Source organism: Nannocystis exedens (genome assembly GCF_002343915.1).
Taxonomy (GTDB): Bacteria; Myxococcota_A; Polyangia; order Nannocystales; family Nannocystaceae; genus Nannocystis; species Nannocystis exedens.
This window is the reverse complement of sequence record NZ_NETK01000002.1, coordinates 510,190-534,333: the sequence shown is the minus strand read 5'-3', so window position 1 is coordinate 534,333 and position 24,144 is coordinate 510,190. Positions and strand designations below refer to the sequence as shown.

The 24,144-nt window shown below is 72.5% G+C and carries 17 protein-coding genes and 1 pseudogene; 2 read left to right on the top strand and 16 right to left on the bottom strand.

Features of this window, described 5'->3' with window-relative positions; translation table 11 throughout:
• The first annotated feature begins 24 nt into the window (after nucleotides 1-24).
• Nucleotides 25-1,944, top strand: coding sequence for an ATP-dependent zinc metalloprotease FtsH (gene ftsH, locus NAEX_RS46085; protein WP_096334289.1), 1,920 nt, complete (start codon nucleotides 25-27; stop codon nucleotides 1,942-1,944).
• 101 nt (nucleotides 1,945-2,045) lie between these two features.
• Here ftsH and NAEX_RS46080 read toward each other — a convergent pair whose 3' ends face one another.
• The 4 genes from NAEX_RS46080 to NAEX_RS46065 form a co-directional block, all read right to left on the bottom strand.
• Entirely contained in the window at nucleotides 2,046-2,465 is a 420-nt protein-coding gene (locus tag NAEX_RS46080) for a hypothetical protein (RefSeq protein ID WP_096334288.1), read from the bottom strand.
• Between the two features lie 267 nt (nucleotides 2,466-2,732).
• Nucleotides 2,733-4,412, bottom strand: a complete 1,680-nt coding sequence (locus tag NAEX_RS46075) for a cytochrome c3 family protein (RefSeq protein WP_096334287.1) — start codon at nucleotides 4,410-4,412, stop codon at nucleotides 2,733-2,735.
• Between the two features lie 547 nt (nucleotides 4,413-4,959).
• Nucleotides 4,960-6,192 (bottom strand): FHA domain-containing serine/threonine-protein kinase, encoded by a 1,233-nt coding sequence (locus NAEX_RS46070; RefSeq protein ID WP_096334286.1) that lies wholly within the window; start codon nucleotides 6,190-6,192, stop codon nucleotides 4,960-4,962.
• Nucleotides 6,193-6,271: 79 nt separating this feature from the next.
• Nucleotides 6,272-7,963 (bottom strand): tetratricopeptide repeat protein, encoded by a 1,692-nt coding sequence (locus NAEX_RS46065; RefSeq protein ID WP_096334285.1) that lies wholly within the window; start codon nucleotides 7,961-7,963, stop codon nucleotides 6,272-6,274.
• Between the two features lie 162 nt (nucleotides 7,964-8,125).
• Between NAEX_RS46065 and NAEX_RS46060 the strand changes: the two genes are divergently transcribed.
• Entirely contained in the window at nucleotides 8,126-9,106 is a 981-nt protein-coding gene (locus tag NAEX_RS46060) for a beta-ketoacyl-ACP synthase III (RefSeq protein WP_096334284.1), read from the top strand.
• 732 nt (nucleotides 9,107-9,838) lie between these two features.
• Here NAEX_RS46060 and NAEX_RS46055 read toward each other — a convergent pair.
• From NAEX_RS46055 to NAEX_RS54270, 12 genes and pseudogenes are all read right to left on the bottom strand, one after another.
• Nucleotides 9,839-10,207: a type B 50S ribosomal protein L31 gene (locus NAEX_RS46055; RefSeq protein WP_096334283.1), complete on the bottom strand. Its 369-nt coding sequence runs from the start codon at nucleotides 10,205-10,207 to the stop codon at nucleotides 9,839-9,841.
• Between the two features lie 25 nt (nucleotides 10,208-10,232).
• Complete coding sequence (gene rpsN / locus NAEX_RS46050; RefSeq protein ID WP_096334282.1) at nucleotides 10,233-10,538, bottom strand: 30S ribosomal protein S14; 306 nt, start codon at nucleotides 10,536-10,538, stop codon at nucleotides 10,233-10,235.
• 65 nt (nucleotides 10,539-10,603) lie between these two features.
• Nucleotides 10,604-11,545, bottom strand: coding sequence for a pseudouridine synthase (locus NAEX_RS49245; RefSeq protein ID WP_245914022.1), 942 nt, complete (start codon nucleotides 11,543-11,545; stop codon nucleotides 10,604-10,606).
• 1,011 nt (nucleotides 11,546-12,556) lie between these two features.
• On the bottom strand, nucleotides 12,557-15,058 hold the full coding sequence (gene scpB, locus NAEX_RS46040; protein ID WP_096334280.1) for an SMC-Scp complex subunit ScpB: 2,502 nt from the start codon (nucleotides 15,056-15,058) through the stop codon (nucleotides 12,557-12,559).
• Between the two features lie 25 nt (nucleotides 15,059-15,083).
• A complete protein-coding gene (locus NAEX_RS46035) occupies nucleotides 15,084-18,677 on the bottom strand; it encodes a segregation/condensation protein A (protein ID WP_143140168.1) in 3,594 nt (1,197 codons plus the stop codon).
• A gap of 29 nt (nucleotides 18,678-18,706) precedes the next feature.
• Nucleotides 18,707-19,441: a site-2 protease family protein gene (locus NAEX_RS46030; protein ID WP_143140169.1), complete on the bottom strand. Its 735-nt coding sequence runs from the start codon at nucleotides 19,439-19,441 to the stop codon at nucleotides 18,707-18,709.
• Nucleotides 19,442-19,892: 451 nt separating this feature from the next.
• Nucleotides 19,893-20,891 (bottom strand): site-specific tyrosine recombinase XerD, encoded by a 999-nt coding sequence (xerD, locus tag NAEX_RS46025; protein WP_245914021.1) that lies wholly within the window; start codon nucleotides 20,889-20,891, stop codon nucleotides 19,893-19,895.
• Nucleotides 20,888-21,289 (bottom strand): response regulator, encoded by a 402-nt coding sequence (locus tag NAEX_RS46020; RefSeq protein WP_096334277.1) that lies wholly within the window; start codon nucleotides 21,287-21,289, stop codon nucleotides 20,888-20,890. Before NAEX_RS46020 ends, xerD begins: the two co-directional genes overlap by 4 nt.
• Complete coding sequence (locus NAEX_RS46015; protein ID WP_096334276.1) at nucleotides 21,286-22,116, bottom strand: GAF domain-containing protein; 831 nt, start codon at nucleotides 22,114-22,116, stop codon at nucleotides 21,286-21,288. The genes NAEX_RS46020 and NAEX_RS46015 overlap by 4 nt, the downstream gene beginning before the upstream one ends.
• A 132-nt stretch (nucleotides 22,117-22,248) precedes the next feature.
• Nucleotides 22,249-23,370 carry a chemotaxis-specific protein-glutamate methyltransferase CheB gene (gene cheB / locus NAEX_RS46010; protein ID WP_096334275.1) on the bottom strand — a complete coding sequence of 374 codons (1,122 nt, stop codon included), beginning with the start codon at nucleotides 23,368-23,370 and terminating at the stop codon, nucleotides 22,249-22,251.
• A 10-nt stretch (nucleotides 23,371-23,380) separates the two neighbouring features.
• A complete protein-coding gene (locus NAEX_RS54275) occupies nucleotides 23,381-23,863 on the bottom strand; it encodes a CheR family methyltransferase (protein ID WP_177325857.1) in 483 nt (160 codons plus the stop codon).
• Nucleotides 23,791-24,135: pseudogene (locus tag NAEX_RS54270) on the bottom strand (CheR family methyltransferase); the annotation flags it as partial. The pseudogene NAEX_RS54270 and the gene NAEX_RS54275, both read right to left, overlap by 73 nt.
• Nucleotides 24,136-24,144: the final 9 nt, after the last annotated feature.

Genomic DNA, 24,144 nt, shown 5'->3' with positions numbered 1-24,144 from the left:
GCAAGGCTCTGGAACCCTTTCACCGTGAAACAGCAGACGAAGACCCTCCTGGTGTGGCTCGGCCTGATCGTAGGCGTGCTCGCGCTGGCCAACATGTTCAACACCAGCCACGAGGTGGTCAACATCTCGTACGCCAAGTTCGTCGAGACGGTCGAGCGCGACTGGGGGTCGCTCAAGCACAGCTCGAACATGGTGATCGCGGTCCACCCGAGCTACGTCGACATCTCGTACGACCTCGACGGCAAGACCTACCAGGCCACCGGCCCCGTCGCGGAGAACCTGTACCAGAAGCTCAGCGAGAAGCAGATCGACTACCGCGTCGAGCCCGAGGAGGACAGCGCGCTCCTGCAGTTCGCGCTGATGTACCTGCCGCTGATCTTCATCGTCGTGCTGATGGTCGTGTTCATGCGCCAGATGCAGGCCGGCGGCGGGCGGGCGATGAACTTCGGCAAGAGCAAGGCGCGCCTGCTCAACGAGCACCAGAACAAGGTCACCTTCAAGGACGTCGCCGGCGTCGACGAGGCGCGCGAGGACGTCGAGGAGATCATCGACTTCCTCCGCGACACGCGGAAGTACCTGCGCGTCGGCGGCCGGATCCCCAAGGGCGTGCTCCTGATGGGCCCTCCGGGCACCGGCAAGACCCTGCTCGCCAAGGCGATCGCGGGCGAGGCCGGCGTCGCGTTCTTCAGCATCAGCGGCTCCGACTTCGTCGAGATGTTCGTCGGCGTCGGCGCCTCGCGCGTGCGCGACCTGTTCGAGCAGGGCAAGAAGAACGCCCCCTGCATCATCTTCATCGACGAGATCGACGCCGTCGGTCGTCACCGCGGCACCGGCCTCGGCGGCGGTCACGACGAGCGCGAGCAGACGCTCAACCAGCTGCTCGTCGAGATGGACGGCTTCGAGTCGAACGACGGCGTCATCCTCGTCGCCGCGACCAACCGGCCCGACGTCCTCGACCCCGCCCTGCTCCGCCCCGGCCGCTTCGACCGCCGGATCATCGTCGGTTTGCCCGACGTGCGCGGCCGCGAGGCGATCCTCAAGGTCCACACGCGCAAGGTCCCGGTCGACGACACCGTCGACGTCAGCCTGATCGCCCGCGGCACCCCCGGCTTCTCCGGCGCCGACCTCGAGAACCTCGTCAACGAGGCCGCGCTGATGGCCGCCCGCAACGGCCGCGACCGCGTCCACGAGGACGACTTCGACCGCGCCAAGGACAAGGTCCTGATGGGCTCCGAGCGCAAGAGCGCCATCATCTCCGAGAAGGAGCGCTGGACCACCGCGTGGCACGAGGCCGGCCACACCCTCGTGGCGATGAGCCTGCCCAAGGAGCACGTCGACCCGATCCACAAGGTCACGATCATCCCCCGCGGCCGCGCCCTCGGCGTCACCCAGCAGCTGCCCGAGGAGGACCGCTACAGCCTCGACCGCGAGCAGGCCCTGGCCCAGATCGCCATCCTCATGGCCGGCCGGATCGCCGAAGAGATCGCGTTCAACGGCCAGAAGACCACCGGCGCCAGCAACGACATCGAACGCGCCACCGCCCTCGCCCGCAAGATGGTGTGCGAGTGGGGCATGAGCGACGAGCTCGGCCCGGTCGCCTACACCAAGGCCGAGAGCCAGCCCTTCCTCGGCCGTGAGATCCAGCAGTCGCCGAATTACTCCGAGTCGACCGCGCAGGCGATCGACCGCACGATCCACGACATCGTCACCCGCCAGTACACGCTGGCCAAGGAGCTGCTGACCACCAAGGCCGACGCGCTCCAGCGCCTCGCCCGCGCCCTGTTCGAGCGCGAGGTGCTGTCCGCGGTCGAGGTGGCCACGGTCATCGAGGGCCGCCCGCTCCCGCCGATCCGCGCCCGCAACAGCGCCCCGGTCGCCGCCAGCGAGCCGAGCCGCAAGCCGGCCCCGGTCCCCCCGGGCGGCCTCGTCGCCGAGCCGTCCTGAGTCAGCGCCGCGCGCGAGACGGCCGGGCCCTTCGGTCCGGCCGTTTTCATTGGGTCGCTGGGACATGTCTCACCCGACATGTCCATTTCGACAGGATGCCGTCAGCTCCCCGGCGCGCGGTCGGTCGGCCGCACCATCGCCGTGGCGATCACCGCGGCCAGCGTCAGCAACGCCCCCGCCGGCACCACGAGGATCGGCGGGCCCGGGTCGGTCGGCCCGTGGGTGAGCCCGCCGGCCATGAAGCCCGCGCCGACCAGCAGCGCGCCGACCAGCCCCGCGACGCGGATCTTCGCGGCCCACACCTCGGGCGTGCCGAGCTGTCCGATCGACCAGGCGATCGCCAGGTTGACCAGCGCGAGGAGCCCGCCGTGCGCGTGGCCGAGGCGCAGGAACTCGCGGCGCAGCGGATCGTCGACCCAGCCGGCCGCGCGCAGCCCGATCATCGCCTCGAGCCACAGCCCCGAGGCGAGGAAGATCGCCAGCAATGCGAGCGAGAGCCGGTGGTGCCGTTCGGCGCGCACGGGGCGAATCTAGCCGCTGCACCGCTCGCCCGCCAAATCTTCCGTCGCGGGCCTCGAAAGCCCCTCCGGCCCCATGGGCCCGGCGCGCTCGTCGAACTCTCTTGCCGCGGCACGTCCTGCCCCGCCTCTCCAGCGGCGCCGCGTACCCCTCGCGCTGCGGCCGCGGCCGAGCGACTCACGCGGCGATGCTCGACCCCGGGAGCGACGCCTGACCCCGTGGACCCGCGTGCTGCGGCACAGCGCCCCGCGCGGCCCGGATCGAACGCCTCACTCGCCGATCCACAGCACCGTCCGCTCGCGCCGGGCCTCGAGCGCCTCGCGCTGCTCCGGCGTGAACGGCCCGCCGCCGAACACCGCGCGCAGGGCGTCGGCCGCAGGGACCCGCTGCTCCGCGTCGGCGTGCGGGTCGTAGGCGTCGACCCGCGCGATCTGGTCCGGCTCCGCGAGCTGCCGCAGCGCTCGCCAGGCGAACCACCGCACGGCCGGGTACTCGTCGTCGAGCGCGTCGGTGATCCACGCCCGCCGCTCTGCGGCCGCCACCGGCACCTCCGGGCGCGTCAGCGCGTGGATCGCCAGCACCCGCTGCAGCGGATCGCCGCCGACCAGGTCGAGCTGCACGCGCGAGCCCCACGCCTCGTCGGGCGCCGGCCGCGGCAGCGGACCCGCGTCCGGGAACCCGAGCCGCGGCAGCGCCTCCGCCGCCCAGGTCCGGCTGCGATCGACGTGGCACTGCGTGCAGGCGTCCGGCTGGTCGTGGCGGCCGATCCACGCCTGGGGCCGCGGCACCGCGATCCGGTGGCCGATCATCCCCTCGAGCAGGCCGTAGGTGATCCGCGGCGTGTGGCAGCCCTGGCACGTGACCGTTTCGCCATGTCCTCCGTGCCGTGTCCCCGAGGACAGGTCCTCTCGAGCATGGCATGAAGTACAGGCCATCGCGCCCCTGCGGTCGCGGCGGACCTGCATGTCGGGCTGGTCGCCGTGCATCGCGTGGCAGTCGTCGCAGCCGAGCCCGCCCTCGCGGCCGTCCTGGTGGCAGGGCGACAGCAGCAGCCCCTGGTACTCGTAGGCCGACAGGCGCGGCGTCCCGTCGGGCCAGAAGCGCTCGGCGAACAGCGCCTCGCCGCCGACGGTCGCGTCGCGGAAGATCGGGCGCGACACCGCGGCCAGATCGGTCCCGGGCAAGAACCCGTCGCCCTCGCGCAGCACCGCGGCGACGTCGGCGCTGATCCGGTTGCCGTGGCAGCGCCCGCACACCCCGCTCTCCTCGCGCGGCGCCAGCCGGCCCGGGTGCGCGATCGATCCGTCCCCCGCCCCGCCCGCCAGCAGCCGGCGGAACGGATCGGCGTGGCGCTGCAGGTGCGCCTCCGCCGGCCCGTGGCAGGCCTCGCAGGCGATCCCGAGCTCGCCGACCGTGGTCGCGAAGCGCGGCGACTCGCCTGTCCCTTGCGACATCCCCGGCCGCGGCTCGGTGTTGTGGCACAGCACGCAGTTGTCGTTCCAGCGGCTGAGGTGGCGCAGATAGGCGTCGGCGTCGCCGCGCGCGCCCTCCGGCTCGAGGAACGCCGCGTTCATGGGGATCCACCGCGCCGTGGCGATGTGCCAGGCGACCGGCAGCCGCCACACCTCGCCCGGCCCGCCGCCGCGGTCGAGCCGCGCCAGGTACTGCTGGTAGCGGTGGCTGCCCACGGTCATGACCACGTCGACGTCGAGCAGCGGCTCGCCCGTCTCGCGCCCCTCGTCGTCGAGCGGCGTCACCCGCACGTGCGGGCGGCCCTCGACGCTGCGGGTCATCGTCGCGCGGAAGCCGAGGTGATCGACGTGCTCGCCGGCGAACGGCGCCAGCACGGCCTCGCCCTCGGCGCGCTGCGTCATCGTCCGGTGGTAGGTCGCCGACCAACTGGCGTGCTGGGCCGGGTGGCAGGCGCGGCACGCCTCGGAGCCGACCACCGCGGCCTCGCGGCGCGGCGCGGGGCCCCAGGCGTCCGCCCGCGCGCCGGCCCACGCCAGCCCGGCCGCCGCCGCGACCGTCCACGCCAGCGCCGGGCCGAACAGCAGGGCCGCGGCCAGGCGCCGCGTCCCGCTCGACGCGGCCGGCGCGGCGTCGCGGCTGTCTGCGAGGACATGTCCCCCCGAACACCCATCCCCGGCGCCGCCGACGTCCGCTCCAGCCGGTTCACATCTGTCGATCGAGACAGGTCCCGAAGCACCTCCATCCGCGGCGCTGCGGTCGCCCGCTCCGATCGACCCATACCTGCTCTTCAGGACATGTCCCGAAGAACCCCCATCATCGGCGCTCCCGTCGCCCGCTCCAGTCGATTCTCCTCTGTCCGTCAGGACATGTCCCGAAGAACCCTCATCCTCGGCGCTCCGGTCGCCCGCGCCACGACTGTCCCTCCGGACAGGCCCCGAAGCACCGCCGTCTCGGCCACCGCCGCTGTCCTTCCGGACACGTCGCGCCGCGCCATCGTCCGCGTCGCTCGCCATGACCGCGCGCTCACGGCCCCGTGGTGGTGCACAGGCGGACGGCGATGTTGCGGTTGTAGAGCGTGAACACGGCGGTCTGGCCGCCCGGCGGGAACGGCATCGGCACGCCGGGCTGGAGCGCGCGGCCCTGGAACAGCGTGCCGTTCTGGCTGTGCAGGTCGGCGGCCCACACGCGCCCGCGGTGCAGGTACACGCACGCGTGCAGGCGGCTGAGCCGCGGCGAGCCGAGCACCACCTGGCACGACTCGTGGCGCCCGAGCACCAGCGGCCCGTGGCGCACGTCGAAGCGCTGGCGCGACTCGCCGTCGATGATGATCTCGGCCATCGGGTGGGTCAGCGCCGGGAACAGCGGCGTCATGTCCGAAGGGTCAGGGACCTCCCACAGCCCGTCGGCCTTGGCCGCGCGCTCGAACTCGGTCGCCATCTCGCGCCCGCTGCCGAACCGCAGCCGCGGCTCCTTGGCCATCGCCTTGCGCATGAACGCGTCGAGGTTGGGCGACGGATAGGTCGCCTTGGCCGCGGTGTCGCGGATCGCCCCGGAGCGCACGCGCTTGGGGATCTGCAGCTCCGGCACCGGCGACTCGAGGTGCTGCCGCAAGAGCTCCGGGATCGTCCGACCCTCGAACGGGCGCCGCCCGGCCAGCAGCTCGAAGATGATGACGGCGACGGCGTAACGGTCGGTCGCCGGCCCGACGTGCTTGGTGTCGCGGCACTGCTCCGGGCTCATGTAGTGCGGCGTGCCGAACACCGAGCCGCTCGCGGTCGCGGTCTCCTGCGCCAGCCACTTGGCGATCCCGAGGTCGATGATCACCGGCTCCCAGCCGTCGACCGAGCTCCGCAGCAGCACGTTCTCGGGCTTGAGGTCGCGGTGGACCACGCCGAGGCCGTGGAGGTCGTCGAGGCCCTGGCCCACCCCGGCCAGCAAGCGATGCACCGACCAACAATCACCGGGCCCGATCACCGCCGACGGCATGAGCCCGTCGACGAACTCCATCGCCATCCACGTGCGACCGAACTCGTCGAGGCCCCACTCCTCGACCTTGATGACGCCGGGGAAATTGGCCCCCGCCATCAGCTCGGCCTCGCGTCGGAACCGGACCGCCGCCTGGCTGCCCTCGTGCAGCTCAGCCCGCAGCCACTTGACAACGACCAGGCGGCGCTGCTGCACGTCGACGCACAGGTGCACGTCCCCCATCGACCCCTCGCCCAGCGGACGGATCTTGCGATAGGGACAGGACTGCATCGCCGGCGAGTCTATCAGGCCCCGCCCGCCGTGCAGCGCCGATCGGCGCCGGCAGTCGGCGGGCTCAGCGGCGCGAGCATCACAGGTCGATCGTCACCCGGGTGTAGGGCTCGGTCACGAAGCTGGAGACCTTGCCGTTGATTCGGAAGTAAGTCAGGCCCGGGTCGCGCACGGTGACCTCGGCGCCCTCGCTGCCCGCGGGAACGCGGATCGTCTGCTCTCCGCTGTCGGTCTTGACCCCGACCTCGCCGGCCGCGCCGCTCTTGAAGCGGATCTTCAGGATCGCCGTGCTGTCGGCGTTGAACTCGACCGGGAACGGGTAAAAGGCCCGCAGCTGACGGTCGAGGTTGGCCATGCGCGCGTCGATCCCGGGCCCGCGGAACAGGTAGCCCTCGCCGAGCCCGCGCGCTTGTTCGCGCGCCCACGCCAGCTCCGACAGGGCCTCGCCGTAGCGGTTGACCTCGTCGTTGGGGTACTTGACGATCCCGCTCTTCTTGAGCTGGCGGACGATGCCCTTGTTCACGCCCGCGGCCGGGGTGATGACGAGCATCTCGGCCATCGCCACGTGGACCTCGGGCGTCTCCGCGCTGGCCGCCTGCGCGCGCGCGAGCGCGGCCTTGGCCCCCTCGACGTCGCCCTCGGCCAGGCGATCGGCGACCTGCATGCTCTCGAGGATCGCCATCACCTCCGCGTGCCCCTTGGTCTCCTTGGGCAGCGCCTTCACCACCTGGATCGCCTTCTCGGTCTCGTGGTTGCCGCCGATCGCCAGCGCCCGCAACAGCTTGATCTTGTCGTCGGTCGGCGCGTACTCCATCGCCAGCCGGAAGTTGTCGTCGGCCTCGGCGAGCTTGCCCTCGCGCAGGTAGCCGACGCCCTGCAGGCGATAGATGTCGGCCAGGAAGCGCTGGAACTCGGTCTTGCGGTTGGCCGGCAGCGTGTCGGCGTGCGTCGAGCCGAGCATGTGCCGCGCGCGGGTGATGGCGACGTCGACCTTCTTCTGGCGGTACAGCTCCTGCGCGACGCGCAGCTGCAACACGTACCAGCCGTCGCCGCCTGCCCCGGGCGGGAAGTAGTTGAGCCAGCGATCGCAGGTGGCGACGTCGCCGCGGGCCGCCGCGGCCAGCACGGTTCGCTCGCGGAAGCCGAGGAATTCCGTCTGGGCGGCGGTGTCTTCGGGGCGGATCAGCGGCACCGCCTTCTCGATCGCGCGCGTCATGCCCTCGAGGTCGCCGAGCTGCTCGCTGGTGCGCGCGACGGCCAGCGCGGTCGCGGCGTCGGGGATCAGCTCGGTCGCCCGCGAGTAATCGGCGCGCGCCCCCTCGAAGTCCTTGGCGGCCTCGCGCTTGCCGGCCCGCTCGAGCAGCAGCACCGAGAGGTAGCGCTTGCACATGTCGCAGGCCTTGCCGTCGCCCTCGCCGAGCACCTGGATCGCCTCGTCGAGGCGGCCCTGCGCGTGAATGACGCGCCCGAGGAGATCGACGGCCTTCTCGTCATCGGGGGCCAGCGTCAGGCTCTCACGCACCAGCTTCTCGGCGGCCGCGGGATCTTGCTTGGCCTTGGCCTGCGCTTGGGCGAACTTGAGCGACGCCAATTCACGCTGGGCCGCGGCGCGGTCCTCGGGATCGCTCGCCATCGACTTGCGGAGGTACTGCTCGGCCCTGACGTCATCGTTCGCGTTGCGGGCGACACGGGCCTTGTCGAGCGACGAGGCGCACGCGACGAAGGTCGAGGCCGCCAGGAGAGTTGCGCAGACAGAGAGAGGAGAGCGCATACGGGCGAGGGGCAAAATGGCCCCGGTACTGTACCAGCCCGGGGCCATATCCCGGCAATTGCGTGCAAAAGGGCGTGTGTTGGCTCCATCGCGTCGCGGCCGGCGCTGCCGCACATCCTCCTCGATTGCCGCGCAGTCGCAGGGTGAGCTAGCAGGTGACGCATGCGTCGGTTCAAGATCCTCGCCACGGCGCGCGCCCTGCCGCCGCGGGTGCTGACGAACGCCGAGCTCGAGACGATGATCGACACCACGGATCAGTGGATCGTCGAGCGGACCGGAATTCGTGAGCGCCGGATCGCGGCACCCGAAGTTGCGACCTCCGACCTCGCCGCCGAGGCGCTGCTCTCGGCGTGCGGCGCGGCGGGCCTCGAGCCCGACGCGCTCGACGTCCTCATCGTCGCCACGTCCACCCCGGACACGCTGTTCCCGTCGACCGCGTGCTGGGTGCAGCACAAGCTCGGCCTGCGCGGGCCGGCGGCCTTCGACGTCAGCGCCGGCTGCTCCGGTTGGTTGTACGGCATGGAGCTCGCGGCCAGCCTGATCGCCGGCGGAGGCGCCCGCACCGCCGCGGTCGTCGGCGCCGAGGTGATGAGCAAGGTCGTGAACTGGGAGGACCGCAGCACCTGCGTGCTGTTCGGCGACGGCGCGGGTGCGGCGATCCTCACGGCCTGCGAAGAAGATCGCGGCCTGCTCGGCTCGGCCTGGGGCGCCGACGGAACGCTCGCCCGGGTGCTCTACCAACCCGCCGGCGGCACGCGTCAGCCGGCCAGCGCCGAGAGCGTCGCCGCCCGGGCGCACACCGTCCACATGGAAGGCAACACGGTGTTCAAGCACGCCGTGACCGCCATGAGCGAGGGCGCGATCGAGGCTTTGAAGCGCGCCGGCGTGACGCCCGAGGACGTCACGCTGCTCATCCCGCACCAGGCCAACACGCGCATCATGGAGGCGACGCGAGCCCGCACCGCGATCGCTCCGGCGAAGATGGTGTCGATCGTCGATCGCTACGGCAACATGTCGGCCGCGACGATCCCCGTCGCTCTCGACGAGGCCCGCGCCGCCGGACGACTGAAGGACGGCGACCTCGTGGCGATGACGGCCTTCGGCACCGGCTTCACCTGGGCCGCTCAGGTCCTGCGCGTGTGAGCGCGAGCCCGCGGCGGACGTGACCGCGCCGCAGCGGCGCCCAGTCGGTCCCCCGGCTCCCTCGAGCGTGAGCCTGCGGCCGATTCACCGTCCCGGTGCGCCTGGAGCCCGGGCCGCGGAGGCGCGGCTCCGGCACGAGAGCGCTGCATCGTCTCGCACCACCGCTCGCCCGCCCTGCGTGGGTCTGGTCTTCAGGACATGTGACGCTCGCTCGCCCGGCGGTCGGCCCATGCGAGCCGAGGTCATCGCCTCGAACCCTGCCGCTGTCGCCGGGCCGGGAACCGCGCCGATCCGGGAGTTGAAAGGCAGCAGCAGAGCTCGAGGCGCGAGCACGAGGCCCGAGGCGATGAGCACGCGCCACGTCTTCCTGCTGCGCCGCCGCCCTCCGGGGCCGCGGCCGCGGCCCCGGCCCTGCGCTCACGCCGGGCCGGGCGCGAGGCACGAAGGACATGTCCCGAAAACCATGTGCTGGCGTCGCCGACGGCGCTCGCGCATGACTTCAGCGTCGCCGACGGCGCTCGCGCACGACCTCAGCGTCGCCGACAGCGCTCGCGCATGACCTCAGCGTCGCCGACGTCGCTCGCGCACGCGCTCGATGTCCGCGGACGAGCGCGCGTGTGAGCCGCCAGCACGCGAGCGTGCGGCGCGATCGACCCAAAGCGAACGCGCATCACGACCGGAGGGTCGTGACGCGCGTGGAGCTCGTCACCGGACCGTGTGGGGTCCGACGGGTTACTTCTTCTTCGCCTTGCCGGCGGGCTTGGCGGGCGCAGCGGCCTCGGCCTTCGCGGGCGCCGGGGCGGCGGCGGCAGGGGCAGCGGCGGCCGGCTTGGCAGGGGCCGGAGCAGCCGAGGCCCCGCCCTTGACGCCGTAGCGGCGGCGGAAGCGGTCCATGCGGCCCTCGGTGTCGACCTCGCGCGATTGACCGGTCCAGAACGGATGGCTGAACGACGAGATGTCGACGCGGACGACCGGGAGTTCCTCGCCCTTGTGCGAGCGCGTGTCGCTGCCGGTCATCGTCGAGTAGGACACCCACTCGTCACCCGAGGCGGCGTCGACGAACAGGACCTTGCGGTAGCTGGGATGGATTCCGGACTTCATGACTCTCCTGCGGCGGGCGACGAATTCACCAGCTCGACTTGGTCACGCCCGGCAGTTCACCCTTGAGGGCGAGCTCGCGGAGCATGTTCCGGCTCAGGCCGAACTTGCGATAGACCGCCTTGGAGCGGCCCGTCAGCATGCAGCGCCGGGTCTTGCGGGTCGGGCACGAGTTGAGGGGCAGCTTGGTGAGCTGCGCCGAGATCGCGAGCTTGTCCTCGAGATCGATGTTCGGATCCTTGAGCTTGTCGCGCAGCTCGCCGCGGCGGGCAGCGTACTTGCTGATCAGCTTGTCGCGCTTCTGGTCGCGCAAAACTTGAGAGTTCTTGGCCATACGAAGTCCTGGCGGAAATTGTCTTCACGACCCTGCGGGTCCTGAACGACGAGCGGGCGCGGACACTACCCCGCCCGCTTCCGCGGCGCAAGCCGGGAACGCGCCCGCCCGCCCGCACCCGGGGCCGAATCTTCGCCTCCGGCGCGCGGCCGGGCCTGGGCGCCGGGATGCGCGGCCGGCGAAGCTGCCGCCATGAGGTCGTAGACCTCGGTCGGGGTCAGCGGACGAAACTCACCATCTGCCAGTCCGTCCGCGGTGACGTCGCCGATGGCGACGCGGATCAGCTTCAGCACGGGCTTGCCGATGGCCTCGCCCATGCGGCGAATTTGCCGGTTCAGGCCCTGCCGCAGGGTGATCTGCACCCAAGTGTTGGTCGCGGTCTCCTTGATGACGCTGACCTCGGCCGCCGGCCGGGTGACGGTCCCGTCCTCCAGCGTGACCCCGGTGGCCAGCGTCCCGAGCTCGGCCTCCGTGAGCTTGCCCTGGAATTTCACGTGGTAGGTCTTCGGGATCTCGTGCCGCGGGTGGGTCAGCGCCGCCGCGAGATCGCCGTCATTGGTCAGGATCAGCGCGCCGCGGGTGTGAAAGTCGAGGCGGCCGACCGGGTAGATCCGCTGCGGCAGCTCCGGGAACAGCGAAAGCACCGTCGGCCGGCCCTCGTTGTCCTTCGGGCCCTCGGCCGAGCAGACCACCCCGTCGGGCTTGTTGAGCAGGAAGTACACCTTCTTCTCCAGCTGCACGCGCGTGCCCCGGACCTCGATCGCGTCGCGGTCGGGATCGACCTTCGTGCCGAGCTCGGTGACCCGCTTGCCGTTGACCTTGATCGCGCCGGCCGCGATCAGCTCCTCGGCCTTGCGCCGCGAGGTCACGCCGGCGGCCGCCAGCGCCTTCTGCAGCCGCACCTTGGCCGGCCGCAGGATCTCCGGGGCGGCGGCGATCCCCTTCTTCGCCCGGGTCTTCGCCCCGGTGCGCGCCGCGGCCGCCCGCTCGGCCTGCCGCAGCGCCACCGCGTCGGTGAGCCCGCGCGGCGCCGTGCTGTCCTTCGCGCCAGCCGACCGGGCCTTGGCCCCGCGCGCCGCGCTGTCCGACCGGGCCTTGGCCCCGCGCGCCGCGCTGCCCTTCGCGCCAGCCGACCTGGCCTTCCCGCCGCGGCCCGCCGCGCCGGGTTGCGACCTGTCCCCGCGGACAGCTCCGCTCGCGCGCGGCTTCGACCTGTCCCCGCGGACAGCCCCGCCCTCGGCGGCGCCCCGCGGGGCCGCTGGCCGCGGCGCGGGCTCCGGCGTCCAGTCGTCGCCGGCCGCCCGACCCCGGCCGGGCGCCCCGCGCGCCGCCGTGTCCCGGTCTTCCCGCTCGGCAAAGGTCGATCTGTCCCCGCGGTCAGCCCGGCCCGCGGTCACCGACCTGTCCCGGCGGACAGAGCGATCCGCCCGCGGCGCCGCCTCCGACCTGTCCCTGCGGACAGCCCGATCCGCCCGCGGCGTCGTCTCCGACCGATCCCCGCGGGCAGCCCTGCCCGCGCGCGGCGTCGACTCCGACTCCGACCGATCCCCGCGAGCAGCCTTGCCGCCGCGCTCCGCCGCAGCGCGCGACCGCGACCCGTGGGGTGCCTGCTCTGCGTCACGGTCCGCGCCGGTAGCCCGGTCCCGTCCCCGACTGCCGCTCGCTCCGCGGGCCCTGTCTCCGCGGACATGCTCGGCACGCCCTGTCGCTTCGAACCTGCCCTTTCGACCAGTCGCCTCGCCCGCTCCCGCGGCGTCGGGGCCACGGCTCTCGAACCCGTCTTTCGGGCCCGAGCGCGCACCGCCGCCGGTTCGCCGCGAGCCCGCCGCGCCGGCCGGGCGAGCACGTCCCGGCCCGCCCTTGCTCGCGGGACGCTCGGTCCCGGCCGGATCCCGGCGCCCCGGCGCCTTGCCCTGGTGGCGGGCGCCCTGCGACCGCGTGGCCGCCTTCGGCCCGCCGCTCCTGCCCTGGTTGGTCGTTCGCTTCATGCTCGCTGCTCCTCTGCGCCGCCTCGCGGCTCAACTCTCGGGTTCCTCGTTCTCGTCCGCCGGCTCGCTCCGCGAGCGGTGAGGCGCGGTCGACCACTCGTCGCTCGCATGCGACTCCGCGTCGTCCCCCTCCGTGGCGGCCAAATCATCGCGCTCCGCGTCGTCCTCCGCCGGGTCCTCACGCTCGCTCACCTCGAGAGCGTGCGAGGCCTCGTCGTCCGCGTCCAGCACGTAGGTACGCTCGGTCTCGCCGCCCGCATCGCGGTCGTCCGGCGAGTCCTCGCGCTCGTCATCACCGTCGCGCGCTTCGGGCGAGTCCTCGCGCTCGTCGAGAGCCTCCGAGCTCTCGTCATCCCCGGCGCGCTCCTCCGGCGAGTCCTCGCCCTCGTCGAGAGCCTCCGAGCTCTCGTCGTCCCCGGCGCGCTCGTTCGCCGAGTCATCGATCGAGCTCTCGTCGTCTGCATCACCGGCGCTCTCGTCGCCCGAGTCCTCGTCGACGGCCGGGGAGCGCTCATCGTCGGCTTCGCGGGCGCGCTCGTCCCGCGAGTCCTCGCTCGCGTCGGCGCCTGGCGAGCCCTCGTCATCCGCGGCGCTCTCGCCCGACGAGTCATCGCGCACCGCCTCGTCGTCTCCGCCACCGGCCGGGTCCTCCCCCCCGGCTTCACCGACCTCGGCCTCGTCGTCCGCGCGCGACCTCTCGCCCGCGTCGGGGACGCCGTCACCGGTCTCGCCCGGGAAAGCGTCGCGCACCGCAGCCCCGTCCTCCGCGGAAGCGCGGTCGGCTCCCGGGGCTGCGGCGTCCTCTGCACCGGATTCGCCGTCTGCGGCTCCTGCGTCACCCGCGGCCCCGCCTTCGGGCTGCGGCGTCTCGGCGCTCGCCGGGACGTCCTCGCCCTGCCGAGCGCCGGCTTCGCTCGCACCACCCGCCGCCGCTCCAGCACCGGCGTCGCCCGCAGCGGCGGGCTGCGCCTCCGCGCCTGCTTCGGAGGCCATGTCCCCGGGGACCTGTGCCTCGGGACCGGTGAACCCGAGCACCTCTTGCCCGAGCGCCTCGGCGATCTGCAGGTCGCCGAGCCGCTCGCGCACGGTCGCCTTCGACTCCTCGGACAGGTCGCGGAAGTCTCGCAGCGTCGGCAGGTCGCGCAGCCCGCGGAGGTTGAAGAATTCCAAGAAGCGCACGGTCGTCCCGTACAGCAGGGGGCGGCCCGGCTCGTCCTTCTTGCCGACGATCTGGATCAGCTCGCGCTCGAGCAGCGACTTCAACACCGCCCCGCTGTCGACCCCGCGGATGTCGTCGATCTCCGGCCGCGTGACCGGCTGGCGGTAGGCGACGATGGCCAGCGTCTCGATCTGGGTGCGGCTCAGCTTCGCCGGCTTCGCCTGCAACATCTTCTGCACCCACACCGCGTTCTCCGGGTGCGTGCGGAACTGGAACCCGCCGGCGACCTGCGCGAGGACCACCCCGCGCGAGCTCGTCACCTCCATCAGGTGCCGCAGCGCCAGCTGGATCTGCCGCTGGCTGGTCTCCTGCAGCACCTTCCGCAGGTCCTTGACCGACAACGGTTTCGCCGCCGAAAATAGCAGGCTCTCGAGGATCGACACCAGCCGCGCCGAGGCCTCGCCCTCGATCCCGCGCAGGTCGTCGTCCGGATCGATCGGCAGCTCGTCGCTGAGCACGACGCCCGGCGTGGCCGCTCGCGGCGCCGAAGCTGCCGCCAGCGCGGCGGCGAGCGCATCGTCGGAACCCGCTCCCTCCGCCGGACTGCCCGCCTCGTCGTCCTCGGCCGAGGCGGCGCCCTCGTCGGCTGCCGAGTCGTCGCCGCCGGGCGCGGGCGACTCGAGTGGTTCAGCGGAGCCCTGTTCCGACTCCGCCCCGCCCGATGAACCTGTCCCATCGGACAGTCCAGATGCGTCCCCTGCCTCGACCTCCGCCCCGCCCTCGGCACCACGAGGACCTGACGCATCGGACAGCACCGATGCGTCACTCGCCGCCAACTCCTCGCCGCTCTCGGGGCTCCGCTCGGCGACCCCGTCTGGGCCCTCCGAGTCGGCGCCGACGCGCTCTCGGTCCACAAGATCGGCCTGCGGCTCCACGGCGCGCGCGTCCGCCTCGCCGGTCTCCTCGCGCTCGCTGCCCGCTCGCCCAGCACGGCCCCGACGTCCCCCTCGGGCGCGCGGCGCCTCGGCCACGGAGGTCCCTTCGCCCGCCGCAGTCTTGCTGCGCGCTGCGCCGCGGCCACGCCGGCCGGCACGCGGCCGCGACTCGCTCGCCTCTTCGGACCGGCTCGCGTCGCCGGACTCCGGGGCCTCCTCGCTCGTGGTGTCTGCCGCGCCGTCGGGCGCGCGCTCCTCGGTCGGCGCCTCGCTGAGCGCCTCCTCCGCGCCCGCATCTTCGGCCCGCGCGGCCTCGTCGTGCTCGGGCTCCGCCGCCGGCTCGGCCGACTCGGGCGCCTCGGTATCGACGGCCGGCACGCTCTCGCCCGCATGTACCCGCGGCGGGGCCTTCAGGCCCGTCTTGCGCGGCTTCACCATGTCCTACCCCCTGTCACGGCCGCCGTCACTGCGCGTCATCCTCATCGTCGTCGACGTCGCCGAGCTCGCGCGCACCCAGGCCCTCGCCCGTGTTGAGGAACAACCCGCCGGCCTCGTCGTCGTCACTGTCCAAACCGACAGGTTCGCGTTCATCCTCGGTGTCCCGGGCCGCCACGTCCGACCCTGCCGGATCGACGGCGCGCTCGCCAGTCGCCTGGCCGTGCTCGAGAGCGTCCTCCTCGGCGGCTGCCCCCGCGCCCTCCTCGGAGGCTGCGCGCGAGGCCGTCGACTCCGACGCTGCGGCCCGGCCTCGAAGCAAGCTGTCCCTGAGGGCATCTTCCGGGGTGTCCCCCACCACGACCGTCGACCCCGCCGCCTCGACCTCGCCGGCAGACACCCGTCCGAGGCCATCCCCCGCGACCTCGTCTCCGGCCGAAGACTCCGACGCCTCGAGCTCGCCGGCGAACACGCGTCCGGGGCCATCTTCCGCGACCTCGTCCCCGGCCGCGTCCGTCGACTCCGTCTCCAGCTCACCAGCCGGCAAGCTGTCCCCGAGGACATCTCCCTCGACCGCGCCCGTCGACTCCGTCTCCAGCTCACCGGCCGGCAAGCTGTCCCTGAGGACATCCCCCCTGTCTTCATCCCCGGCCGCGCCCGTCGACTCCGTCTCCAGCTCACCCGCCGGCAAGCTGTCCCCGAGGACATCCTTCCTGACCTCGTCCCCGGCCGCGTCCGTCGGTTCCGCCGCCGGGAGCTCGTCGACCACCAAGCTGTCCCCGAAGCCACTTCCCGCCTCATCCTCGCGCGCGCCCGGCGACTCTACCGTTTCGCTCGCGCCTGGAGGCACGCTGTCCCCGAAAACATCTCCCGCCGCTTCGTCGGCGGCTGCGGCCGCCGACTCCACTGCCCCGTTCGCGCCGGCAGGCACCCTGTCCCCAGCGACATCCTCAACCTCGTCCGCGGGCACCGCCGTCGACTCCGCGGCCTCGCTCCCGTCGACCAACAAGCTGTCCGCGAGGCCATCTTCGGCCTCGTCCCCGGCCGTCGGCGCCGCCGCCTCGACCTCGCTTCCGGGCTCGCTGTCCCGGGGGTCATCCTCGGCCTCGTCTCCGGAAATCGGCTCCGCCGCCTCGACCTCGCCCGCCGGCGCGCGTCCGAAAACATCTTTCGCGGCCTCGGCTCCGGTCGTCGACTCCTCCGCCGCCAGCTCCCCAGCGGGCAGGTTGTCTCCGAGAACATCTCCCGCGATTTCACCCCCGGCCGCGACCCTCGATACCGCGGTCCCCGTAACCGCCAGGCTGGCCAGAAGGACCTCCGCGGCCTCATCATCAGCGGCGGCGGCGGCCGTCGATTCCACCGCCTCGTCCACCGCCAAGCCGTCCCCGAGGACAGCTTCGGCCTCATCCCCGGCCGACGATTCTGCCGCCTCGGCTGCGCCGGAAAGAAATCTGTCCTCAAGGACATCTTCGGCCTCATCCGCGGCCGGCGATTCTCCCGCCTCGGCCCGGCCGGCGGGCAAGCTGTCCTCGAGGACATCTTCGGCCTCGTCCTCCGCCGTCGACTCTGACGCCTCGATCTCGTGGGCAGGCACGCGTCCGAGGCTGTCTCCCCCGACCTCGTCCCCAGCCGCGGCCATCGGCTCCGCCGCCTCGACCTCGCCGACGGGCAAGCGGCCCCCGCGGCCATCTTCGGCCTCGCCCCTGGCGTCGTCCGTCGACTCCGTCGCCCCGAGCCCGTCGGCAGGCGAGACGTCCACGAGTGCTTCCTCGGCCTCGTTCGTCGACTCCGGCGCCCCGCGCCCGAGCGAAGAGCTGTCCCCGAGGACATCTTCAGCGTCATCCGCCGCGTCCGTCGACTCCGCCGGACCAGCGTCAGCCATCTGACGGGCGAGGCCGCCCTGGACCGCACCCGCGACCGCGTCGAGCCCGGCACTGATGTCGACCGCGCGCGCCGAGTCGAGGCCCCGCGACGACTCGGGGGAACCGTCCTCCTCGTCGGCGGGCGAGGTGTCCTCGCGGGCATCGTCGGTCCGCGACCCTGCAGCCTCCGCAATTGCATCGAGCCCCTCGCCCGGCTCGACCGCTGCTCCCGCCGCCGCGACGTCCGGCGAGCCTCCCCCGCCGCCCTCGCGCGCAAGCGAGATGTCCTCGAGTACATCCTCGCTCCGCGACGGTGCGGCGGTCGCCGCCTCCCTCGCCTCGGCATCCTCCGTCGAGCGCTCGTCCTCGCGCGTCGAGCTGGACGAACGCTCCTCCGCCGCGTCCGCCTCGCCGCCCCTCGCCGGCATGTCCCCGAGGACATCCTCGCGCGGCTCCGCGTCCTCTGTCCGCAGGGCGGCGCTCGCCGCTTCGTCGTCGGCCAGGCCCGCCAGATCCCCGAGCCGCCTTCGCGGGCGCCCATCGCGCGTGACCTCGGCGCTGTCCCCTTGGACGATCACCAGGCGTCCGTCCGGGACGGCGTCGAGCGCCTCATCCCTGTCCTCGAGGACATCCGGACTCGATCGCGCGCCCCGGCGCTCGCTCCGGCTGCGCCGTTGCGGCGGGCGCGGCTCGTCGTCGTACTCGCTGGCGGGGTCGTTCGCCGCCACGTCCTCGCCCTCGTCGGCGTAGCCTTCGACCGGCTCCTCGGGCTCTTGCACCGACGCCAGCGCCTCGGCGAGCAGGGCCGCCTCCTCGACCGCGTCGAGTTCGGCCTCCGCTGCGCGCGGCGGCGCGCTCGGGCCCGGCGGCGGCGTGGCCTCGCCATCTTTCGGCTTCGGCGCGCCGAAGCTCGCGTCCTCGTCGTAGTCGGCCAGCGCCTGCTGCGTCTGCTCGGCCGAGGCGCGGCGGTAGATCCGGATCGTCGGGCTGTCGTGCGGCTGCTGCACGCCGGCGACCCCGAGCTTCACCATCTCGAGGATCGACATCAGCGTCACCACGAGCATCGCCCGCAGCTCGCGCTCGCTGTTCCAGGTGCGGTTCAGGAACAGCTCCTCGAACTCGAAGTGCGGCTTCTCGTCGAGGATCAGCGCCAGCTGCTTGATCCGCTGGGCCACCGTCACCGCCTCGATCTGCACCTCGTGCGTCGACTTCACCTTCGCGCGCGTGAGCACGCGGTAGTACGCCTCCGCGAGGTTGAACAGCGACACCGGCGCGAGGCCGGGGTCGACGGGCGGCATCACCAGCTCGGCGCCGCGGGCGAACACGTCCCGGCCCGACACCGGCAGCGAGTCGAGCTCGGCCGCGGCCTGCTTGAACCGCTCGTACTCGACGAGCCGGCGGATCAGCGCCTCGCGCGGGTCCTCGCCCTCCTCTTCCTCGCTCTGGCCCGCCTCGCCGGAGCGCGGCTCGGGCGGCAGCAGCTCGCGGCTCTTGAGGTACGCCAGCGTCGCCGCCATCACCAGGTAGTCGCCGGCGATCTCGAGGTCGAGCTGGCGCATCACCTCGAGGTACTCGAGGTACTTCTCGGCGACGAACGCGATCGGGATGTCGAGGATGTCGAGCTCGTGCTTGCGCACGAGGTGAAGCAGCAGGTCGAGCGGGCCCTCGAACACCTCGAGCTCGACCGAGTAGATCGGCGAGCCCTTGCGCTCGCGCGGACGGGGGCCTCCCTCGCCGAGGCCGGTGCTTCCCTGCTCCATCGCCCGCTCCCGCTCGCTCACGCCCCGCTTCAGCGCCCCAGCAGGCCGGCGTAGGCGGTGAGCCAGCGGACGTCGACGAGCGCCATGCTCTTGAACGCGAGCCGCATCACCGGTTCGAAGATGACCGACAGCGCGGGAGACAGCAGCAGCGCCAGCAAGATGGCCCAGCCCCACTTCGCCAGGAAATCGTCGACCGCCTGCGCGCGCGAGGGCAACAGCCACGCCAGCACCTTCCCGCCGTCGAGCGGGTGTACGGGCAGCAGGTTGAACACGGCCAGCGTGATGTTCATGATGAAGAACAGGCCGAGCACGCCGAACAGGCTCGCGTGCGCCTCGGGCGAGATGCCGCCCGCCACCAGCCCCCAGGCCAGCAGCGCCACCAGCAGCGCCTGCAGCACGTTCGACAGCGGGCCCGCGAACGCGACCAGCGCCATCCCGCCGCGCATGCTCACCTTGCGGTTGTAGTAGCGCGGCTGGGTGTTGACCGGGCGACCCCAGCCGAACAGCGGCGCCCGCGTCAGCCCCGCGAACAGCGGCAGCGCGATGGTCCCGATCGGGTCGGCGTGCGCCAGCGGGTTCAGGGTCAGGCGACCCTCGCGCCCGGGGGTCGGGTCGCCGAGGCGGTCCGCCGTGTACGCGTGGGCGAACTCGTGGACCGCGGTGGCCAGGACCAGGCAGACGACGAAGACGAGCATGCGCCGGACGTCGGCGGCCTGGACGCCGAGCAGGCCGAGCACGGCGAATTGTGAAAGAGCGCGATCCACGGCGAGACGCCCGCGCGAGCGGGACCGGGCAAAATTACCGCCCGCGCCCGCCCGAGTCAAACCTCGGGCCCCCGCGCTCGCAGACCCGGCCCCCGGGCGACGTGAGCCGGCGCAAATTCCCGCGCCGCCGGCCCCGTCCGCGCCCGCCGACGCGGATCACAGGTGACCGATGGGACATGCCCCCTCGGCCATGTCTTTCGCGCCATCCATGACCTCGCCCGGCGCGTCGACCGACCGCCGTCACCCCCGCGAGGGGTCCCGCTCGTGGCCCGCGCGCCGGGCGGGGCTCCCCGCTCCACCGCCCTCGTGGTCGATGCCGCCTCGACGAAGCTCCCCCTGTCGCGCCCCCGGCTGGTGCCGCTCGTGACCCGCGCCGAGCGGCGCTCTCCACTCCATCACACCCGTGGTCGGCGCCGCCTTGTCGCGCTCGCGCCGGACCAAGCTCCCCCGATCACGCCCGCGGGTGGTGCCGCTTGTGACGCTCGCGCAAGTGGTCGCGCGTCACGTGCGTGTAGATTTCCGTGGTGCCGATGTCGGCGTGGCCGAGCAGCGCCTGCACCGCGCGCAGGTCGGCGCCGCCCTCGAGCAAGTGGGTCGCGAAGCTGTGCCGCAGCTTGTGCGGCGAGATCGGGCGCGTGACCCCGATCGCCAGCGCGTACTCCCGCAGCTTGAGGAAGAAGCCCTGCCGCGACAGCCGCCCGCCGCGGTGGTTGACGAACACCCAGCGCACCGCGCCGCGCACGAGCTCCGGCCGCCCGCTCGTCAGCCACGCCTGCAGCGCGGCGATGGCCGGCGACCCGAGCGGCACCAGCCGCTGCTTGTCGCCCTTGCCGGTCAGCCGCACGATCGCCTGGTCGAGGTAGAGCCGGTCGAGGGTCAGGTCGAGGGCCTCGGAGATCCGGCAACCTGTCGCATAGAGCAGCTCGAGCAGGGCCGTGTCGCGCAGCGCCAGCGGGCTGTCCTGCCCCGGGGCCGCCAGCAGGGCCTCGACCTCGCCGCGGCTCAGCAGCTCCGGCAGCCGCTTGGGCAGCTTCGGCAGCCGCAGCGCCTGCGCCGGGTCGATGTCCAGCCGGCCCTCCTCGCGCAGGAACCGGAACAGCCCGCGCACGGCCGTCAGCCGCCGGGCCTGGCTGCGCGGCGACAGCCCCGCCCGCGACAGCCCGACGGCGAAGCGCAGCAGCAGCGCCGGCGTCACCCCGTCCAGCGCCTCGATGCCCGCCGCCTCCGCGTGCGCGACGAACACCTCGAGATCGCCGGTGTACGCGAGCAACGAGTTCGGCCGCAGACGCCGCTCGACCTTCAGGTGCTCGAGGTACTCCTCGATCGCCGGCGCGAGCGAGCGCGCCTTCGCCTGGCGCTTCGGACCTGTCCCTTCGGACCTGCTCGAAGGGCCAGCGCCAGCCGCCCCGCCGCGAGCCCGCCCGGGCCCGGCGCGGCGGCCTGGGGTCACCGCTCCTCCAGGCCGAGGATCTCGCGCACCAGCTTGATGACCGCGGGGGCCTGGATGGGCTTGGTGATGTACGCGTTGGCGCCCAGCGCCAGCGCGCGCTGCCGGTCCTCCGCGGCCCCCTCGGTCGTGATGATGATGATCGGCACGTCCTGGTAGGTCTCGTCGGCGCGCAGGCGCTTGACGAGCTTCAGCCCGTCGAGGATGGGCATGTTGATGTCGGTGATGATGATGTCGAACTTGGTGCCCGACAGGCGGCGGAGCGCGTCGACGCCGTCATCGGCCTCGACCACGCTGAGCTCCCGGATCCGCGACAACGCGAACACGATCATCTTACGCATCGGCGGGCTGTCTTCGACCACCAACGCGTTGAGCCGGCGAGTTTGGGTGTCCTGGGTCATGCTCCGAGGAGGTGTTCTACGGCCTGCCGCTGCAGCGCGACCGCCTTGGCGTGGGCCCGGATCCACGCCGACTCGATGGCGATGCCGGCGTGTTCGGAGATCATAGAAAGGAGGCTGTAGTCATTGTCCTCGAAACCGGGCTTTTGCGCCAGAAAGGCTTCGAGGCGCAGGACAGCGACGAGACGCCGCCCGCTGACCAGCGGAAGATACATGATCACGTCGTCCGAGGCGTATGCGGGATCTCCGCGGGACCAGGGCCGTCCGCGCTGGGCCATCTGCGCCGCGGGGCTCGCCTCGTCCATCTCGATCTCGACGAGCTCGTTCATCTCCCCGCCCTCGCGCGCGATCGGGAACAACACCCGCCGCTCCTCGTCGACGAGGTACAGGGTGAAAGCCCCGACGCCGATGAAGTTGAGCAGGATCTCGGTGGTCGTCTGCAGCACGTCGCCGATCGTCCGCGACGCGTGGAACTGCAGGCCCGCGACGTACATCGACGCGAGGTGGTAGTTCTCGTCCTCGAGCTGCACCACCCGCTCGCGCAGGCGGGCCAAATCGCCGCCTGCCGGCGCGGGGGCGCCCGAATCGGCCGCGGCGCCGCGCGCCTTTTCGAGCTCGACGATCCGGCCGAGCAGGCCCTCCACCACCGACGCCGGCGTCAGCTCGGGCCGCGCCGGCCGATCGGGTTGTGTCTCGTTGAGCTCACTGCGCAGGCGTTCGTTCTCGGCGATCAGCTGGCGGACGAAGGCCTCCCCGCGCCCGAAGAATTCGTGAAGAGCCGCGCGGGTCTTGTCGTGAAGGTCCCCCTGGCCGGCGTCCTGCGCACGCATCGGGGCGAAGATATCACGGCTCCGGCCCGGACGGGCGCCCGCCGGCGACAGGTCCTGGGGGGGATTTCGCATCACGAACTCGAGCGCCGCGATCGCCGGCGGCCTGCGCCCGGCCTCGGGCCAGCCCCGGCGCTAGGTGGCGGGCTCGGGCGCCCGGGGCCGGCAGGCGTCTGCAAATCGCTGGATCGCCACCGGCAGCTCCTCGAGCGACAGCACGGCGTCGACCACCCCGGCGTCGATCGCGGCGGCCGGCATGCCCGGCATCACCGCCGTGTTCGGATCCTCCGCCAGCACCGTCGCCCCCAGCCGCTTGGCCAGCTCGGCCCCCTCGCGCCCGTCGCTGCCCATGCCGGTCAGGATCAGCGCGCAGAAGCGCGGCCCGAACAGGTCGGACACCGTCTTGAACAGCAGGTCCCCCGACGGGACGATGGTCGCGCCGCTCCGCGGCGGCCGCACGCGCACCCGCGGACCGGTCGGACCGGCGTCGATCTCGAGGTTGGCCGCGCCCGGAGCGATGTACACGATGCCCGCCTGCAATTCTTGCTGATCGGTCGCCTCGCACACGTCGAACGAGCAGATCTTGTCGAGGCGCGCCGCGAACGCCCGGGTGAAGCGCGCCGGCATGTGCTGCGCCACGAGGATTGCGATCGGCAGCGTCACCGGCAGCGCGCACAGCAGCTGCTGCAGCGCGGGCGGACCGCCGGTCGACGCCGCGATCCCCAGCACCCCGAGCGGCGGCCCGCGGCGCTTCTGCGGCTCGTAGCGGCCGCTGTCGAACGCGGGCACCTCGAGCGTCGTCCGCTCGCCGCGCTGCTCGGCCAGGTGCTGCGCGCGCTGCAGCAGGCGGACCACGCTGAGCCGCCGGACCACGCGCAGCTTGGCCAGCAGGTCCTCCTGGATCGTGCGGAGGTCGGGGCCGATGTGACGCCCCGGCTTGGCGATGAAGTCGAGCGCGCCGAGCTCGAGGGCGCGGAACACATGGTCGCGTTCGGCGTGGCCGCTGACGACGATCACCGGCAGCGGCTTCTTGGCCATCAGCACCCGCAAGAACGCGAAGCCGTCCATCTCCGGCATCTCGAGGTCGAGGGTGATGACGTCGGGCTGGAGGTCGAACACCATGCGCAGCGCCTCCTTGCCGTTGGAGGCGCGGCCGATGACCTCGACGCCCGGATCGAGCTCGAGCATCGCGGCGATCGTCTGCCGGTTGTAGGCCGAGTCGTCGACTACCAGGGCGCGTAGCTTGTGACCGTCCATCGCAGTTCCTTTAACCCGGCTTGCGATACACGAGGTCGTTGCTGAGGTTCACGAGATCGAAGCGACCCGGCACGCTGATCAGGCTCTCCGAGTGTCCGAGCAACAGGTAGCCTCCCGGCACCAGCGCGTCGTAGAACCCTTCGACCACGCGCCGCCTCGCCTGACTCGATAAATACATCAGGACGTTGCGACAGAAAATCGTGTCGATGGCGCCGAGCTCGCCGTAACGGGCAGTATCGAGGAGGTTGAGGTGGACGAAGGTGCACATCCGCCGCAGAGGCTCGAGGGCCCGCCACTGCCCGCTCGGGAGCGGCTCGAACCAGCGCTCCCGCCGCTCCTCCGGGGTCGTGCGAAAACTGCTCGCCCGTAGATCCCGGCCTCCGCCGTCCGCACCCCGCGAAGGCTGATGTCGCTGCCGATCACCCGCGACCCCGGGCGAGCGTTCTCGGCCAGCAACGCGGCGATCGTGTATGCCTCTTCGCCCGTCGAGCACCCGGCGCTCCACACGACCGGCGCCCCCGCCCCTCGCCGCCCGAGCAGGACCGGGAGGATCTCGCGCTGGAACGCGTCGAGCTGGAACTGCTCGCGGAACAGGTAGGTCTCGTGGGTCGTGACCCGCTCGATGCACTCGAGCAGCTCGGCCGCCCCGCCGAGGTCGTAGCTCAGGTAGTGGTAGTACTCGAGATAGGACCCGAGAGACAGGTGATCGAGCCGCGAGGCCAGCCGTCGCTCGAGCAGGAACCCGGCGTCGCCGCCGAGCAGCACGCCGCAGTG

What these genes read in the sequence shown, in the direction of transcription:
- NAEX_RS46070 (WP_096334286.1), bottom strand. Translation starts at nt 6,192, where the DNA reads ATGCAGTCCTGTCCCTATCGCAAGATCCGTCCGCTGGGCGAGGGGTCG.
- NAEX_RS46065 (WP_096334285.1), bottom strand. Translation starts at nt 7,963, where the DNA reads ATGCGCTCTCCTCTCTCTGTCTGCGCAACTCTCCTGGCGGCCTCGACC.
- NAEX_RS46060 (WP_096334284.1), top strand. Translation starts at nt 8,126, where the DNA reads ATGCGTCGGTTCAAGATCCTCGCCACGGCGCGCGCCCTGCCGCCGCGG.
- NAEX_RS46055 (WP_096334283.1), bottom strand. Translation starts at nt 10,207, where the DNA reads ATGAAGTCCGGAATCCATCCCAGCTACCGCAAGGTCCTGTTCGTCGAC.
- rpsN (WP_096334282.1), bottom strand. Translation starts at nt 10,538, where the DNA reads ATGGCCAAGAACTCTCAAGTTTTGCGCGACCAGAAGCGCGACAAGCTG.
- scpB (WP_096334280.1), bottom strand. Translation starts at nt 15,058, where the DNA reads ATGGTGAAGCCGCGCAAGACGGGCCTGAAGGCCCCGCCGCGGGTACAT.
- NAEX_RS46035 (WP_143140168.1), bottom strand. Translation starts at nt 18,677, where the DNA reads ATGGAGCAGGGAAGCACCGGCCTCGGCGAGGGAGGCCCCCGTCCGCGC.
- NAEX_RS46020 (WP_096334277.1), bottom strand. Translation starts at nt 21,289, where the DNA reads ATGACCCAGGACACCCAAACTCGCCGGCTCAACGCGTTGGTGGTCGAA.
- NAEX_RS46015 (WP_096334276.1), bottom strand. Translation starts at nt 22,116, where the DNA reads ATGCGTGCGCAGGACGCCGGCCAGGGGGACCTTCACGACAAGACCCGC.
- cheB (WP_096334275.1), bottom strand. Translation starts at nt 23,370, where the DNA reads ATGGACGGTCACAAGCTACGCGCCCTGGTAGTCGACGACTCGGCCTAC.